This is a genomic window from Pseudocitrobacter corydidari (genome assembly GCF_021172065.1).
In the GTDB taxonomy this organism is placed as follows: domain Bacteria; phylum Pseudomonadota; class Gammaproteobacteria; order Enterobacterales; family Enterobacteriaceae; genus Pseudocitrobacter; species Pseudocitrobacter corydidari.
The window spans coordinates 2,401,782-2,417,349 of the sequence record NZ_CP087880.1 but is presented as its reverse complement, the minus strand read 5'-3'; the positions used below and the strand labels follow the sequence as shown (position 1 = coordinate 2,417,349).

13 protein-coding genes are annotated in these 15,568 nt (G+C 56.7%); 8 read left to right on the top strand and 5 right to left on the bottom strand.

What is annotated here, in order from left to right; genetic code table 11:
• Positions 1 to 15 precede the first annotated feature (15 nt).
• A complete protein-coding gene (gene waaB, locus G163CM_RS11270; RefSeq protein ID WP_231828232.1) occupies positions 16 to 1,155 on the bottom strand; it encodes a lipopolysaccharide 1,6-galactosyltransferase in 1,140 nt (379 codons plus the stop codon).
• 408 nt (positions 1,156 to 1,563) lie between these two features.
• On the opposite strand from waaB, the gene wzz(fepE) reads away from it, so the two are divergent.
• Positions 1,564 to 2,700 (top strand): LPS O-antigen length regulator Wzz(fepE), encoded by a 1,137-nt coding sequence (wzz(fepE), locus tag G163CM_RS11265; protein ID WP_231828231.1) that lies wholly within the window; start codon positions 1,564 to 1,566, stop codon positions 2,698 to 2,700.
• A gap of 83 nt (positions 2,701 to 2,783) precedes the next feature.
• Here the strand turns inward: wzz(fepE) and fepC are convergent, their stop codons facing one another.
• From fepC to fepD, 3 genes are read right to left on the bottom strand one after another with little or no spacing between them, the layout of a single operon-like run.
• Positions 2,784 to 3,587: an iron-enterobactin ABC transporter ATP-binding protein gene (gene fepC, locus G163CM_RS11260; protein ID WP_015965424.1), complete on the bottom strand. Its 804-nt coding sequence runs from the start codon at positions 3,585 to 3,587 to the stop codon at positions 2,784 to 2,786.
• Positions 3,584 to 4,576, bottom strand: coding sequence for an iron-enterobactin ABC transporter permease (gene fepG / locus G163CM_RS11255; RefSeq protein WP_231828230.1), 993 nt, complete (start codon positions 4,574 to 4,576; stop codon positions 3,584 to 3,586). Before fepG ends, fepC begins: the two co-directional genes overlap by 4 nt.
• Complete coding sequence (fepD, locus tag G163CM_RS11250; protein WP_231828229.1) at positions 4,573 to 5,580, bottom strand: Fe(3+)-siderophore ABC transporter permease; 1,008 nt, start codon at positions 5,578 to 5,580, stop codon at positions 4,573 to 4,575. Before fepD ends, fepG begins: the two co-directional genes overlap by 4 nt.
• Before the next feature lie 112 nt (positions 5,581 to 5,692).
• Here fepD and entS point away from each other — a divergent pair, with 112 nt between their 5' ends.
• Positions 5,693 to 6,934 (top strand): enterobactin transporter EntS, encoded by a 1,242-nt coding sequence (gene entS, locus G163CM_RS11245; RefSeq protein WP_231828228.1) that lies wholly within the window; start codon positions 5,693 to 5,695, stop codon positions 6,932 to 6,934.
• A gap of 168 nt (positions 6,935 to 7,102) precedes the next feature.
• Here entS and fepB read toward each other — a convergent pair whose 3' ends face one another.
• Positions 7,103 to 8,068: a Fe2+-enterobactin ABC transporter substrate-binding protein gene (gene fepB / locus G163CM_RS11240; RefSeq protein ID WP_231828227.1), complete on the bottom strand. Its 966-nt coding sequence runs from the start codon at positions 8,066 to 8,068 to the stop codon at positions 7,103 to 7,105.
• A 245-nt stretch (positions 8,069 to 8,313) separates the two neighbouring features.
• On the opposite strand from fepB, the gene entC reads away from it, so the two are divergent.
• The 6 genes from entC to cstA all read left to right on the top strand — a co-directional run bounded on the left by entC (position 8,314) and on the right by cstA (position 15,534).
• Positions 8,314 to 9,489: an isochorismate synthase EntC gene (gene entC / locus G163CM_RS11235; protein WP_231828226.1), complete on the top strand. Its 1,176-nt coding sequence runs from the start codon at positions 8,314 to 8,316 to the stop codon at positions 9,487 to 9,489.
• A 9-nt stretch (positions 9,490 to 9,498) separates the two neighbouring features.
• A complete protein-coding gene (gene entE, locus G163CM_RS11230) occupies positions 9,499 to 11,109 on the top strand; it encodes a (2,3-dihydroxybenzoyl)adenylate synthase EntE (protein WP_231828225.1) in 1,611 nt (536 codons plus the stop codon).
• Positions 11,110 to 11,122: 13 nt separating this feature from the next.
• On the top strand, positions 11,123 to 11,977 hold the full coding sequence (locus G163CM_RS11225) for an isochorismatase (RefSeq protein WP_231828223.1): 855 nt from the start codon (positions 11,123 to 11,125) through the stop codon (positions 11,975 to 11,977).
• The gene (gene entA, locus G163CM_RS11220) at positions 11,977 to 12,732 is read left to right on the top strand and encodes a 2,3-dihydro-2,3-dihydroxybenzoate dehydrogenase EntA (protein ID WP_231828222.1); all 756 of its coding nucleotides are present in this window, start codon (positions 11,977 to 11,979) and stop codon (positions 12,730 to 12,732) included. Before G163CM_RS11225 ends, entA begins: the two co-directional genes overlap by 1 nt.
• A 1-nt stretch (position 12,733) precedes the next feature.
• Complete coding sequence (entH, locus tag G163CM_RS11215; RefSeq protein WP_015965415.1) at positions 12,734 to 13,147, top strand: proofreading thioesterase EntH; 414 nt, start codon at positions 12,734 to 12,736, stop codon at positions 13,145 to 13,147.
• Positions 13,148 to 13,428: 281 nt separating this feature from the next.
• On the top strand, positions 13,429 to 15,534 hold the full coding sequence (gene cstA / locus G163CM_RS11210) for a pyruvate/proton symporter CstA (RefSeq protein ID WP_015965414.1): 2,106 nt from the start codon (positions 13,429 to 13,431) through the stop codon (positions 15,532 to 15,534).
• Positions 15,535 to 15,568 lie beyond the last annotated feature (34 nt).

The window sequence follows — 15,568 nt, the reverse complement described above, 5'->3', positions numbered from 1 at the left end:
TTTCGGGGGAGGGCGTTAATTGAACGCGGTCGTGAGTGGCGCAGGTTTTTTCTTGCTTTCGTCATATGAGAGCGAAGAGTGTGGCGCATGCGAATACAAAATATCATGCAATCGGCGGAAGTAATTTTCCGCATAGAACGCTTCGATAGATGCGGGGATGGTGGCATGGTCGAGAGTTTTCTCGCCGTTTATCATCGCTGAAATCAGTGCCGACAATTCGCCCAGCTCGCCGGGCGGATAGAGATAACCGTTGACGCCCGGGATGATAATATCGCCCGGCCCGGAAACGCAGTCTGCACTGATGCAGGGAATGCCGCGTGCCATGGCTTCCAGTAGCGTCATCGGGAAGCCTTCAAACGAGGAGGTCAGCAGTAACGCGGTCACCTGGCCTATCTCCTCCTGCACCACTTTCCACGGTTGCGCCTGCCAGCCATGCCAGCGAATGCGGTTCGCAATACATAAGTCTTGTGCATATGTTTTGCAACGTTCACTGTCTGAACCGTCCCCGATGATGTGTAATTTCCAGCGCCCCGGCACGCGAGAAAAAGCGTCGAGTAGATCCTTAACCCGTTTCTGCCCTTCGAATTTTAATCTACCAACATAGATAAAGGTTGGAATATCATTCTGGCTATGCGCAGGAATAATGACCGGGCTTTTATCCGTTGGGTTATAGATGACGTGAATATTCTTTTCGGGTACGCCTCGCTTAATCATCTGCTGGCGGATGCCGCAGCTAATAGCCAGATGCTCATCGGCGCAGGTGATATATTTCGCATGCTTTTTATGATCCAGCGAAAAATGTGGCCAGGAAAATAGCGTGAAGTGGCCATTCATTTTTAAGCGAGCCTTACTGGCATAAAGGCATGAGAGGGGGTCGATAGCAATAACGATATCGGGCTGTTCATCCGAAAGCCATCGGCTCAAGGCATGAAGATGCTTCGCCCTGCGTAATGGGGATAATTTGATATTTGAAATGGAGTAATGGGCATCAATATCTTTAAGCCATTTTTTATCCATGTCATTCTTGCGACAGGTAAAAAATATTTTACATTGCATAGAGAAAGGTTCAGCGCTCAATGTCTGAATAACATTGCGAATCACTGTTTCCATTCCGCCAAAACCTGAGATAGCTTCACCAATAAATACTATTTTCATTATTTTTTATCCACTTAAACCTTATTGTGATGATGCTGTTAATGAAATAGCTGAGAGGAGCCACAAGTATTCCGTTAATTTTATCTTTCCAGGAAATAGGGCTCAATTTGAAATCTTTCCGGAGGCGGATTAAATCTATAAAAATGTGAGCATGATCACGGACTATTGTTGGTGAAGGTTTTTAACCGCGATGATTGTTCTGGATGAATTATTATCAATATGAATTATTTTAATGCATTTTATTTTGGTGGGTGTTGTTTTGTTACATTATGGTAACATTGTGCCGCGTTTTCCTGCCATTATTGGTAGCGTGCTGACAATATAGACAATTTAGAGTAGGAATAATCTTAAGTTCTGGTATTATGTTGTCGGGATGTTATCTATTAGAAACGCTGCAGGACATACAGCATGTCATCAATTAATATCAAGCCGAACAAAGATTCAGATTTTGCTTCCTATCCAGTTATCTCATCAAACAGTAAAGAAATTGATTTGATCCATCTGCTGGATATTCTGTGGCGCGCCAAAACGCGTATTATCGCCATTGCTTTCGCCTTTGCCGTGGTGGGCTTGCTTGCGTCATTCCTGATGCCGCAAAAGTGGACCAGCCAGGCAATGATTACCCCTGCGGAGCCCAGCCAGTGGCAGGAACTGGAAAGGACGCTGGTGGCACTGCGGGTACTGGATGTGGATGTCAGTGTCAAAAAATCCGAGGTGTTCACCCAGTTTATTAAGAAATTCAATTCACTTTCACTGCTGGAAGAGTACCTGCGCACGTCGCCGGTGATTATGGGTCAGTTGAAAGGGGCCGATATTGACCCGCTGGACCTGCACCGCGCCATTGTTGGTCTGAGCGATAAAATGAAAGCGGTAGATAATAACTTCGGTAAGAAGAATGAGCCGGCGTTGTTCACCTCGTGGACGCTGAGCTTTACCGGGCCCAATCCGGAAGAGGCGCAGCAGGTTTTGAAAGGCTATATCGATTATATCTCGGCGATAGTGGTGAAAGAGACGCTGGACGATATGCGTAACCGTCTCGATATTAAAACCCATTTTGAGAAAGAAAAACTGGCGCTGGAGCTGATAAAATTAAAGAACCAGCTCGATGCGAAGATTAATCGACTGCACTATTCGCTGGAGATAGCCACCGCCGCGGGTATAGCTAAGCCGGTATACAGTAATGGTCAGGCGGTTAAAGACGATCCTGATTTCTCTATTGCATTAGGTGCCGATGGCATTGCGAAAAAATTGCAGATTGAGAAGGGCGTGACCGATCTCGCGGATATTAACGGCGATCTGCGCAACTTGCAGTATCACGTACAGCAGCTGACGGCATTGAATATCTCTGACGTATCGTTTGAGCCATTTAAATATCAGCTCTCTCCGTCCTTACCGGTCAAGAAAGATGGGCCAGGGAAAGCATTGATCGTTCTGCTGGCCGGGCTGGTCGGCGGCATGGTGGGCTGCGGTGCGGTGTTGCTGCAAAACGCGCTGCTTTCCCGCAAGCTCGAAGAAGTCTCTCCGCTGGAAGAGCAATTAGCCTAATGCCCATTTGCCGGATGCGCCGCATCCGGCCTGGCAAACCTCACGCTCGTAGGCCCGGTAAGCGCAGCGCCACCGGGCAAATCTCAGGTCCGCCCGCTTCGCCCAAGCGGCACCACCAACGGTGTTCCGGCGACCGGGTCTTCAATGATCATGCATTTTAAACCGTAAACCTGCTCAATAAGCTCCGCGCTGACGATCTCGCCCGGTGCGCCTTCCGCTACGATCTTTCCTTCCTTTAATGCAATCAAATGCGTGGCGTAACGGCAGGCCTGGTTGAGGTCATGCAACACCGCCGCCAGCGTGTAACCCTGTTGACGATTGAGTTCGCTCAGTAGCTCCAGCAGGTCGATTTGATGGCTGATATCAAGCCAGGTGGTCGGCTCATCCAGCAGCATAATGGCGGTTTCCTGCGCCAGCACCATCGCTATCCACACGCGCTGGCGTTGACCGCCGGAGAGCGTATCGACGCTTTGGCTGGCGAGATTTGTCACGCCCGTGGCCTGCATCGCCTTCGCCACCGCGCGTTCATCTTCTTCGCGCCAGCGGGTAAACAGCGGCTGATGAGGATAACGCCCGCGTGCAACCAGTTCCTGCACGGTAATATCGCCCGGCGTGGTGGCGTTTTGCGCCAGTAAGCCAATGCGGCGCGCCACTTCCTTACTGGCGTAATGCTGAATGTGCTCACCATCGAGAAAAACGTGCCCCTGCGTGGGCGTCATCAAACGGCTGAGCGTGCGCAGTAGCGTAGATTTTCCGCAGCCGTTGGGGCCAATAATGGCGGTGAAATGGCCGTCGGGAATGGTGACGTTAAGGTTTTCCGCAATCGTCTTTTTGCCATAGGCCAGCGTTAACTGCTCACCGCGTAAACGGGGCTGAGAAACGGTCATTTTTTGCGGGACTCCTGAATAAGCAACACAATAAGGTAAATACCGCCCAGGCTTACGGTCACGACGCCGACCGGAAGCTGATAAGGCAGGAACAGCTGCTGCGAGCAAAAATCGGCAGCGGCTAACAGCAGCGCGCCACACAGTGCCGCCTGCATCAGGCCCCAGCGCGCAGTGCCGCTGAGACGGCGGGCGATGTGCGGTGCTACCAGCGCGATAAAGGAGATCGGCCCTGCCAGCGCGGTGGAAGCCGCGGTAAGAATGACGGCAACAAACATCATCAGCAGTCGTGAATATTCTACGCGAACGCCAAGCGCGCAGGCGGTGTCATCACCCATCTCCAGTAACCGCAGGCGGCGTACCAGCAGAGCGGCGCAGGCCAGCATCACGATAATAATCGGCACCGACGGCCAGGCTTTTGCCCAGGTCAGGCCGTTGAGCGAGCCTGCATACCACAGTCCGGCAGAGATGGCGGTTTCCAGCGACGCGCGTAATAGCAACCAGGTATTGAACGCCACCAACATTGCACGCACGCCGATGCCGATGATGATAAGCCTGAAGGTATCAATGCCGTCGCGCCAGGCCAGCAGCCAGACAATCAGCGCGGTCAGAATCCCGCCCATCATCGCCGCAATAGCAACGGCGGTAAGGTGCTGATCGAAGAACACCATGGCGACCAGCACGCCGCTCCATGCCCCGGTATTAAAGCCCATTACATCGGGGCTGCCGAGCGGGTTGCGCATCAATGACTGGAAAATAGCGCCGCTGACGCCGAGCGCTGCGCCAATCACCAGCGCCATGACCACGCGTGGCAGACGCCATTCGGTCACCACCATGGTGATTGCACGCGGCGCATCGCCCAGCAGAGCGGAAAGCACCTGGCTAAACTCAAGCGTGACTGCACCGCTGCGCAGGCTCCAGATCATCACCAACAGACACGCGGCTGCCAGCAGCAGGCAGGTTGCGACTAAACGACGCGACGGGGCAATCATCGGCCACCTCCCGCGCGCTGGCGTCGTACCAGGAAGATAAGCACCGGCGCGCCGATAAAGGCGCTGACGACCGAGACGCGCATCTCGCCTGGTACAATTAAGCGACCAATGATATCGGCGAACAGCAGCAGGGAAGGGGTTGCCAGCAACGTAACAGGCAACGATCTTCGGTGATCGGCACCTACCAGCCAGCGTGAAATATGCGGCATCATCAGGCCAATAAAGGCGATCGGGCCAACAACCGCCGTGGCGCTGCCGCACAGTACGGTGATGATCAGCAGGCCAAAAATTTGTGTACGCGCCACTTTGCTGCCCAGCGCGGTGGCGGTGTCGGTGCCGAGGCTCAGGCTGTTCAGCGCCCGGCTGAGCATCAGCGCAGCAATACCGGCAATGAGTACGGGGGCCAGCACCACTTTCAGCGTGGTAAAGGTGCGGATATCCAGCGAGCCCGCTTGCCAGAAGCGCAGTTGATCGTAAACGTCGGGGTTGAGCAGGGCGATGCCGCTGGTTAAGCCTTCCAGCACTGCCGCCAGCGCCACGCCCGCCAGCGTCAGACGAACGGGGCTCAACTGGCCGCCGCCCTGGCTGCCGGTAAAGGCCACAATCAATGACGCCATAAACGCGCCGCAAAAGGCCATTAACAGTTGTTGTTCCGGTGAAGCGATACCGAGCAGCGCCGCACCCAGCACGATGGCAAAACTGGCGCCGGCGTTGACGCCGAGCAGGCCAGGGTCGGCCAGCGGGTTACGGGTGAGGGTTTGCATCAACGCCCCGGCAAGGCCCAGCGCGCCGCCTACCAGCAATCCGGCAAGCGTTCGGGGTAGACGGGCATCGAGCACAATAGTGCAGTCCGCACTCTGACAGGTGCCGCTAAAGGCATCGACAACCACGGAAACCGGGAGCGCTTTCGCGCCGATAAGTAAGCTGAGTGTTACTGCGAGGAGTAGCAGCAAAAACAAACCGGGCAGCGCAACGGCGCGCAACGCGGTAGTGGAAAACGACATAACACATCCCTGAAGTTGATAATGATAGTAATTATCGTTATCTATCTTATTCGTTTATGTTAGCATGTGCGCCCACGAAAATGGTATGAAAAAAAAGCATCAAGGCGCTGTAATGAATCGACAATCCTGGCTGCTGAACCTTAGCCTGCTCAAAACGCATCCGGCCTTTCGTGCCGTCTTTATCGCCCGATTTATCTCTATTCTCTCTCTGGGGCTTCTCGGCGTTGCCGTTCCGGTCCAGATCCAAATGATGACCCATTCCACCTGGCAGGTGGGGCTTTCCGTCACGCTTACCGGCGGGGCGATGTTTATCGGCCTGATGGTCGGCGGCGTGCTGGCCGACCGCTATGAGCGCCGCAAGCTGATCCTGCTGGCGCGCGGCACCTGCGGCATCGGTTTTATCGGCCTGTGGCTGAATGCCCTGCTGCCGGAACCGTCGCTGATTGCCATCTATTTGCTGGGACTATGGGATGGTTTCTTTGCTTCGCTGGGTGTCACGGCGTTACTGGCGGCGACGCCGGTGCTGGTCGGGCGCGAGAATTTAATGCAGGCCGGGGCGATCACCATGCTGACGGTGCGTCTGGGCTCGGTGATTTCACCGATGGTCGGCGGCCTGCTGCTGGCGTCCGGCGGCGTTTCCTGGAACTACCTGCTGGCGGCGCTGGGCACCTTTATTACCACGCTCACCCTGCTGCGTCTGCCACAGCTTCCCCCTCCGCCGCAGCAGCGGGAACATCCGCTGGCCTCGCTGGTGGCGGGGTTCCGCTTTCTTCTTGCCAGCCCGTTGATTGGCGGCATTGCCCTGCTGGGCGGTTTGCTGACCATGGCGAGTGCGGTGCGCGTGCTTTATCCGGCGCTGGCGCTGAACTGGCAGATGTCGGCGGCGCAAATTGGCCTGCTGTATGCGGCAATCCCGTTGGGGGCGGCGTTGGGTGCGCTGACCAGCGGCAATCTGGCACGCCATGAGCGGCCCGGGCGCATTATGCTGCTCTCCTCCGTCGCGGCGTTCGTGGCGATTGGCCTGTTTGCGCTGATGCCGATGTGGGCAATGGGCGTGGTGTGCCTGGCGCTGTTCGGCTGGCTGAGCGCGATTAGCTCGCTGTTGCAGTACACCCTCATTCAGACGCAAACGCCGGAAGCAATGCTCGGGCGTATCAACGGATTATGGACGGCGCAGAACGTGACGGGCGATGCCATTGGTGCGGCGCTGCTCGGCGGGTTAGGGGCCATTCTGACGCCGGTGGCGTCGGCCAGCGCCAGCGGTTGGGCACTGGCGATTGTCGGCGTTATCCTGGTAGGCCTGTTGACCGAGCTGCGGCGTTTCCGCCAGCAGCCGGTGATTGTTGAAGGGTAAGCGCTCTGTGCGGTTGCCCGGTGGCGCTGCGCTTACCGGGCCTACGAGGTGCCGGAGCAGTTGGTAATCCCAGCGCATGTCAGTAGGCCGGATAAGGCGCAACGCGCCGCCATCCGGCAAAACCCGTGGCACAGGTCTGGTAGGCCGGATATGCCATCCGGCAAATCGTTACTTCGCGCTAAACAGCGCAGACAACCGCTCCAGCACCAGCATCGCGCTGTAGTAGTCGAGGCGGAAGGTTTCGGTGCCTAAAGCATATACATGCTTTTGCTGTACCGCAGGCAGATGGGAAAGCAGCGGGTTGGCGTAGATAGCGTCGCTATCTTTCTGGTCGCCTGCGAACAGGAACAGGCTTTTGCCGTTCAGGCCCGTTGCCAGATTTTCCCCGCCAAGTTGAATAATATCGTGACGTTTTCCCTGACTCTGGCTGGCGTGCAGCCCTTCGGGCAACGTCGCAAGCGTAAAGCCGAGTTGTTCCAGCAACTTGCCCTGCGCGGACTCCGGCGTCCACAGGTTGGCGCTGTGCGCGGCGGCAGTATAAACCATGGCGCTTACCGGCTGTGGCGGCAGGGTGATGTGCTGTTTCACCTCGGCGAGTTTTTTATCAAAGCTTGCAATACGCGCGCTCGCCTCTTTTTCCTGGCCGGTGATGTGCCCAAGCTGCGTTAGCAGTTCCTGCCAGCTTTTATCGTCATAGTTGATGATAAGCGTGGGGGCGATAGGGGAAAGCTGGTCGTAGAGCGCCAGCGCCGAGTCGCCGCCGGTGGCGCTGATCAGAATTAAATCCGGCATTTGTGCGGCGACGGCTTCCGCGCTGGGTTCGCCAATATAGAGGCGTGCCAGTTTGCGCTGTTTCGCCACCTCGCTCCACTGGCGCAGGAAACCCTGACCGTCGGCCACACGGTTGTTCGGCGTGGTGGCCCCACTGGCAACCACGGGGGCATCAATCGCCAGTAATGAACCGGTCAGCGTGACGCTGGTGGAGACAATTCGTTCTGGTTTGTGCTCAAGCGTGAGTGTGCTACGGCTGTCGCTGACCTGGCGTGGCCAGTCGGCGGCGGTGGCTGAGGATAGTCCTAAAAGGCTGACAAAGCCCAACAGCAGCGTTTTGTGGTGCAGGGAAGAAAAGTTCACAGCGCGGTATCCTGTTTATGGTGTAGTGAATGCTTCTCATTTTCAATCATTGTGCCTGCTGGATGCAAGTCCATGAAGAAATACCGTAAAAAGCACGCGGTTTATCGCACTTGTAAGGCAAAGCAGTCTATTGAGCACAACTTACTACCCCGTGCTGTTGACATACGATGCATTTACTTTTAGGTTACCGACCGAAAATATAAATGATAATTATTCGTAATATCTTTATCGTTTTGGAGGATGATATGGAAACGTCACTGGCTGTGGATACGAACGAGCAGCAAGAAACACTCTGCGCGGATAACTTCTTCTTTATGTCGCCTTACCGGAGCTTCACCGCCACCGGTTGTTTTCGTCGTTTTTCCTGCCCGGCGGCAGGCGGCGATGCCCTGAACAGTTCTTTCCAGCAACAACTTGCTGCCGCATTTGCCGAGGCGAAAGCGGCGGGGATCGAAAAACCGGTGATGGTCGGCGCGATCCCCTTTGATACCAACCAACCCTCTTCACTCTTTATCCCTAAACACTGGCAATCCTTCTCGCGTACCGGGAAGCAGCACTCTGCACGCTATATCGCATCGGCCTCGCCGGTTGGCGTAACCGAACGCCGCGAAATTCCGCAGCAGCCGGTGTTTATGGAGATGGTCGCTCGCGCCGCGGCGCTGACCGCCACGCCGCAGGTCGATAAGGTCGTGCTCTCGCGTCTGATTGAAATCGCCACCGATCGCCCGCTGGACAGCGGTGTACTGCTGGAGCGCCTGGTCGCGCAGAACCCGGCAAGTTTTAACTTCCATGTACCGCTGGAGAACGGCGGCGTGCTGCTGGGTGCGAGCCCTGAACTGCTGCTGCGTAAAGAGGGGAGCCATTTCAGCTCTCTGCCGTTGGCCGGTTCCGCGCGTCGTCAACCGGATGATGTGCTGGACAGGGAAGCGGGCAACAAGCTGCTGGCATCGGAAAAAGATCGCCACGAACACGAACTGGTGACCCAGGCGATGAAAGCCACGCTGGCCCCGCGCAGCCGCTCGCTGTCGCTGCCGGAAACCCCGCAGTTGATTACTACGCCCACCCTCTGGCATCTGGCGACGCCGATTGAAGGCGAGGCTAACCCGGCGGAAAACGCGCTGTCTCTGGCGTGCCTGTTGCACCCGACACCTGCCCTGAGCGGTTTCCCGCATCTGGCGGCGAAACAAATCATCGCCGATCTGGAGCCTTTCGAACGCGACCTGTTCGGCGGCATTGTGGGCTGGTGCGATGCCGAAGGAAACGGCGAGTGGGTGGTCACTATCCGCTGCGCTGAAGTGAATGCGAACAAAGTACGTCTGTTTGCCGGAGCCGGCATTGTGCCTGCTTCTTCTCCCGAAGCGGAGTGGCGTGAAACGGGCGTGAAGCTTTCCACCATGTTGAACGTTTTTGGTTTGCAGTAAGGAGTAACGATGTCTGTGGAATTTACCCGCTGGCCAGCGGACCTGGCGGCACGCTACCGTGAAAAAGGCTACTGGCAGGATCTGCCGCTGACCGATATTTTAACCCGCCACGCGAACAGTGATGCTGTAGCGGTTATTGATGGCGAACGTGAAATCACCTATCGCCAGCTTAACCGCGCGGTCGATAACCTGGCGTCGACGCTTCAGCGCCAGGGGCTGAAGCAGGGCGAAACGGCGCTGGTGCAGCTTGGCAATATTGTCGAGTTCTATATGACGCTGTTTGCGCTGCTGCGAATTGGCGTCGCGCCGGTGAATGCGCTGTTCAGCCATCAGCGCACTGAGCTGAATGCCTATGCCGATCAAATCGAACCGTCGCTGCTGATTGCCGATCGCACACACGCCCTGTTCGCCGATGACAGTTTCCTGAATACCTTTATCGAAAATCATCCGTCAGTACGCGTGGTGCTGCTGCGTGGTGGCGAAGGTGAGCACTCACTCGATGCGGCGCTGACTCAGGCGGCGGATAATTTTACCGCCACGCCAACGCCCGCCGACGAAGTGGCCTTCTTCCAGCTTTCCGGCGGCAGCACCGGTACGCCGAAGCTGATTCCGCGTACGCATAACGATTACTACTACAGCATTCGCCGCAGTAATGAAATTTGTCACTTCACCCCGGAAACCCGCTTCTTATGCGCGATTCCGTCGGCGCATAACTACGTGATGAGCTCGCCGGGCGCGCTGGGCGTGTTCCTGGCCGAAGGCACCGTGGTGCTGGCCGCCGACCCGAGCGCCACGCTCTGTTTTCCGCTGATTGAAAAACATCAGGTGAACGTGGCGGCGCTGGTGCCGCCCGCCGTCAGCCTGTGGTTACAGGCCATCGCCGAGTGGGGCGACAATGCGTCGCTGCGTTCGCTGAAGCTGTTGCAAGTGGGCGGGGCACGGCTTTCCGCGACGCTTGCCGCACGTATTCCGGCAGAAATTGGCTGCCAGCTTCAGCAGGTCTTTGGTATGGCGGAAGGGCTGGTGAACTACACCCGACTGGATGATTCCCTGGAGCGCATCATCAATACCCAGGGCCGCCCGATGTGCCCTGACGATGAAGTGTGGGTGGCCGATGAAAACGGCGAACCGCTGCCGCGTGGCGAAGTGGGGCGACTGATGACGCGCGGGCCGTACACCTTCCGCGGCTACTACAAAAGCCCGCAGCACAACGCCAGCGCCTTTGATGCCAACGGTTTCTATAGTTCCGGCGATCTCATCTCTATTGATGAAGAGGGCTACATTACCGTCCAGGGGCGCGAGAAAGATCAGATCAACCGTGGCGGAGAGAAGATAGCCGCTGAAGAGATAGAAAACCTGCTGCTTAAGCATGAGTCGGTTGTCCACGCCGCGCTGGTCAGCATGGAAGACGATCTGATGGGCGAAAAAAGCTGCGCGTATCTGGTGGTGAAAGAACCCCTGCGTGCCGTTCAGGTTCGTCGCTTCCTGCGCGAGCAGGGCGTCGCTGATTTTAAACTGCCGGATCGCGTCGAGTGTGTGGATGAACTGCCGCTGACCCACGTCGGTAAAGTCGATAAAAAACAACTGCGTCAGTGGCTGGCTTCCCGCGCGCTGGGCTGAAGGAGAGAACAGAATGGCTATTCCAAAATTAAAGGGTTACGCACTGCCGACGGCAATGGATCTTCCGGATAACAAAGTGAGCTGGGCGTTTGAGCCTGAGCGCGCGGCGCTGCTTATCCATGATATGCAGGAATATTTCCTCAACTTCTGGGGCGATAACAGCGAGATGATGGAAACCGTGGTGGCGAACATCGCCGCGCTGCGTGATTTCTGCAAAAAGAATAATATTCCGGTCTACTACACCGCCCAGCCGAAAGAGCAGAGCGATGAAGATCGCGCCCTGCTGAATGATATGTGGGGGCCGGGCCTGACCCGTTCGCCAGAGCAGCAAAAAATTGTCGCCGCGCTGACGCCAGACGAAGCGGATACGGTGCTGGTGAAGTGGCGCTACAGCGCGTTCCATCGCTCGCCGCTGGAGCTGATGCTCAAAGAGACGGGTCGCAATCAACTGATCATTACCGGCGTGTATGCGCACATTGGCTGTATGACTACCGCGACCGACGCGTTTATGCGTGATATCAAGCCGTTCTTTGTCGCCGACGCGCTGGCGGACTTCAGCCGCGACGAGCATTTGATGTCGCTGAATTATGTCGCCGGGCGCAGTGGCCGCGTGGTGATGACGGATGAACTACTGCCGTCCGTTCCGGCCAGCAAAGCCGCACTGCGTGCGCTGGTGCTGCCGCTGCTGGATGAATCCGACGAGCCGATGGATGATGAGAACCTGATCGACTATGGCCTGGATTCCGTACGCATGATGGCGCTGGCCGCGCGCTGGCGTAAAGTGTACGGCGATATCGATTTTGTGATGCTGGCGAAGAACCCGACGATTGACGCCTGGTGGGCGCTGCTTTCCCGCGAGGTGAAGTGATGAGCGGCTTCAATTTCAGCGGCAAAACGGTGTGGGTTACCGGTGCGGGTAGAGGCATTGGTTTTGCCACCGCGCAGGCGTTTGTCGATGCTGGCGCAGCGGTAGTGGGGTTTGATCTCGCCTTCTCAGACGAGGCGTATCCCTTTACCACGCAGGTGCTGGATGTCTCCGATGCGCGTCAGGTGGCGCAGGTGTGTGAGCACCTGCTCGCGACCACGCCGCGTCTCGACGTGCTGGTGAACGCAGCCGGTATTCTGCGTATGGGCGCGACGGATGCGCTGAGCATTGACGACTGGCAGCAGACCTTTGCGGTCAACGTCGGTGGAGCATTCAACTTTTTCCAGCAGACCATGGCGACCTTCCGCAGACAGCAGGGCGGAGCGATTGTCACCGTGGCGTCCGATGCCGCGCATACGCCGCGTATAGGCATGAGCGCCTATGGTGCCTCGAAAGCGGCGCTGAAAAGCCTGGCACTGACGGTAGGCCTCGAACTGGCGGGTTCCGGCGTACGTTGCAATCTGGTCTCACCGGGATCGACGGACACCGATATGCAGCGCGGAATGTGGCAAAGCGACGATGCGGAACAGCAGCGTATTCGCGGTTTTGGCGAGCAGTTTAAGCTCGGCATTCCATTGGGGAAAATCGCAAAACCGCAGGAAATTGCTAACACGGTGCTGTTCCTCGCCTCAGATTGTGCCAGCCATATCACGTTGCAGGACATCGTGGTTGACGGCGGCTCGACGCTGGGGGCGTAAGATGATCTGGAAACGTCACTTATCGCTTGAAGAACTGAATGCCACCAGTCTGAATACGATGGTGGCGCACCTGGGGATTGTTTACACCCATCTCGGGGATGACATTCTCGAAGCGGAAATGCCGGTGGATGCCCGTACCCATCAGCCGTTTGGCCTATTACATGGGGGAGCCTCGGCGGCGCTGGCTGAAACGCTCGGTTCAATGGCGGGTTTTATGATGACCCGCGACGGACAGTGTGTAGTGGGAACGGAACTAAACGCCTCGCATCACCGCCCGGTCTCACAGGGTAAAGTGCGCGGCGTCTGCCGCCCGCTGCATTTAGGTCGCCAGAGCCAAAGCTGGGAAATTGTCGTGTTCGATGAACAAGGGCGACGCTGCTGCACCTGTCGTCTGGGGACGGCGGTGATCGGCTAGATTAGCGCCCAATTGCCCGATGGCGCTGCGCTTATCGGGCCTGGGGTTCGTGGAAATTCGTAGGCCGGGTAAGCGAAAGCGCCACCCGGCAAAAGCAGCGACACACTTCACTCATCCTGCCTGTTTTTACACTTCTTTTCGCCACTTAAGTGATCCCGTTAACAATGTGATGTAAATACGTAGTGTTCTTGTTGTACTTATTGGTTTCTGAGTTGTTAAATCAATCCTGTTGATACAGAAATAAAATGTAACATTCTCAGCGACTCACACGGACAACATCTATGAACAATTCAGGGAAATACCTCACATGGGCATTGCTCTCCATTGTCGGAGCGTTTGCCCTGGGCTACATCGCCCTCAATCGTGGTGAACAGATTAACGCCCTTTGGATAGTGGTGGCGTCAGTCTGTATCTATTTGATTGCTTATCGTTTTTATGGCCGCTATATCGCCAAAAATGTACTGGCGGTCGACCCTTCGCGTATGACGCCCGCCGTGCGTCATAACGATGGGCTGGATTATGTACCGACCGACAAGAAAGTGCTGTTCGGTCACCATTTTGCGGCGATTGCCGGGGCGGGGCCGCTGGTGGGCCCGGTGCTGGCGGCGCAGATGGGCTATTTGCCTGGCATGATCTGGATCCTCGCGGGCGTGGTGCTTGCCGGGGCGGTGCAGGACTTTATGGTGCTCTTTGTCTCCACGCGCCGCGATGGTCGTTCGCTGGGTGAACTGGTGAAAGAGGAGATGGGGCCAACCGCCGGGGTTATCGCGCTGATTGCCACCTTTATGATCATGGTGATCATTCTGGCGGTGCTGGCGATGATCGTGGTGAAAGCCCTGACGCACAGCCCGTGGGGAACCTACACCGTGGCGTTTACCATTCCGCTGGCGCTGTTTATGGGGATCTACATTCGCTATCTGCGCCCAGGGCGTATTGGCGAAGTCTCCGTTATCGGTCTGTTCTTCCTGATTTTTGCCATTATTTCTGGCGGTTGGGTGGCGGAAAGCGAAACCTGGGCACCGTGGTTTGACTTCACGGGCGTACAGCTAACCTGGATGCTGGTGGGCTATGGTTTCGTGGCGGCGGTGTTGCCGGTGTGGCTGCTGCTGGCGCCGCGCGATTACCTCTCCACATTCCTGAAAATCGGTACCATTGTTGGGCTTGCCGTTGGCATTCTGATTATGCGCCCGACGCTGACCATGCCTGCGCTGACCAAATTTGTTGATGGCACCGGCCCGGTGTGGACCGGCAACCTGTTCCCGTTCCTGTTTATCACTATCGCCTGTGGCGCGGTCTCGGGTTTCCATGCGCTGATTGCTTCAGGCACCACGCCGAAGATGCTGGCGAATGAAGGTCAGGCGTGCCTGATTGGTTACGGTGGTATGCTGATGGAATCCTTCGTCGCTATTATGGCGCTGGTTTCCGCCTGTATCATCGACCCGGGCGTCTACTTTGCGATGAACAGCCCAATGGCGATGCTGGCTCCGGCAGGCACCGTTGATGTGGTGGCTTCTGCCGCGCAGGTGGTGAGCAGTTGGGGCTTTACGGTAACGCCGGAAACCCTCAACCATATTGCCAATGAAGTAGGCGAGCAGTCGATTATCTCGCGTGCGGGCGGTGCGCCGACGCTGGCGGTGGGCATGGCGTACATTCTGCACGGCGCGCTCGGCGGCCTGATGGATGTGTCGTTCTGGTATCACTTCGCTATTCTGTTTGAAGCGCTGTTTATCCTGACGGCGGTGGATGCCGGTACGCGAGCGGCGCGCTTTATGTTGCAGGACCTGCTGGGCGTCATTAATCCGAATCTGAAGAGAACTGACTCGCTGCCCGCGAACCTGCTGGCGACGGCGCTGTGCGTACTGGCGTGGGGCTACTTCCTGCACCAGGGCGTGGTTGACCCGTTAGGCGGTATCAATACCCTGTGGCCACTGTTTGGTATCGCTAACCAGATGCTCGCAGGTATGGCGTTAATGCTGTGTGCGGTGGTACTGTTTAAGATGAAACGCCAACGCTATGCGTGGGTGGCGCTGGTGCCAACGGCCTGGCTGCTGGTGTGTACACTGACGGCAGGCTGGCAGAAAGCGTTCAGCCCGGACGTTCGCGTGGGCTTCCTGGCCATCGCCAATAAATTCCAGGCGATGATCGACAGCGGGGCGATTCCTCCGCAGTACACGGAATCCCAGTTGGCGCAACTGGTGTTTAACAACCGTCTGGATGCTGGCCTGACCATCTTCTTTATGGTGGTGGTTGTCGTGCTGGCGCTGTTCTCGATTAAGACCGCTCTGGCAGCACTGAAAGAGGACAAACCGACGGCGAAAGAAACCCCTTATGAGCCGATGCCGGAAAACCTGGAAGAGATTGTGACCCAGGCGAAAGGGGCGCATTGATAGATGCCCTCACCCTAAACCTCTCCCTGTGGGA

What these genes read in the sequence shown, in the direction of transcription:
- waaB (WP_231828232.1), bottom strand. Translation starts at nt 1,155, where the DNA reads ATGAAAATAGTATTTATTGGTGAAGCTATCTCAGGTTTTGGCGGAATG.
- fepC (WP_015965424.1), bottom strand. Translation starts at nt 3,587, where the DNA reads ATGACCGTTTCTCAGCCCCGTTTACGCGGTGAGCAGTTAACGCTGGCC.
- fepG (WP_231828230.1), bottom strand. Translation starts at nt 4,576, where the DNA reads ATGATTGCCCCGTCGCGTCGTTTAGTCGCAACCTGCCTGCTGCTGGCA.
- fepD (WP_231828229.1), bottom strand. Translation starts at nt 5,580, where the DNA reads ATGTCGTTTTCCACTACCGCGTTGCGCGCCGTTGCGCTGCCCGGTTTG.
- entS (WP_231828228.1), top strand. Translation starts at nt 5,693, where the DNA reads ATGAATCGACAATCCTGGCTGCTGAACCTTAGCCTGCTCAAAACGCAT.
- entC (WP_231828226.1), top strand. Translation starts at nt 8,314, where the DNA reads ATGGAAACGTCACTGGCTGTGGATACGAACGAGCAGCAAGAAACACTC.
- entE (WP_231828225.1), top strand. Translation starts at nt 9,499, where the DNA reads ATGTCTGTGGAATTTACCCGCTGGCCAGCGGACCTGGCGGCACGCTAC.
- G163CM_RS11225 (WP_231828223.1), top strand. Translation starts at nt 11,123, where the DNA reads ATGGCTATTCCAAAATTAAAGGGTTACGCACTGCCGACGGCAATGGAT.
- entA (WP_231828222.1), top strand. Translation starts at nt 11,977, where the DNA reads ATGAGCGGCTTCAATTTCAGCGGCAAAACGGTGTGGGTTACCGGTGCG.
- entH (WP_015965415.1), top strand. Translation starts at nt 12,734, where the DNA reads ATGATCTGGAAACGTCACTTATCGCTTGAAGAACTGAATGCCACCAGT.
- cstA (WP_015965414.1), top strand. Translation starts at nt 13,429, where the DNA reads ATGAACAATTCAGGGAAATACCTCACATGGGCATTGCTCTCCATTGTC.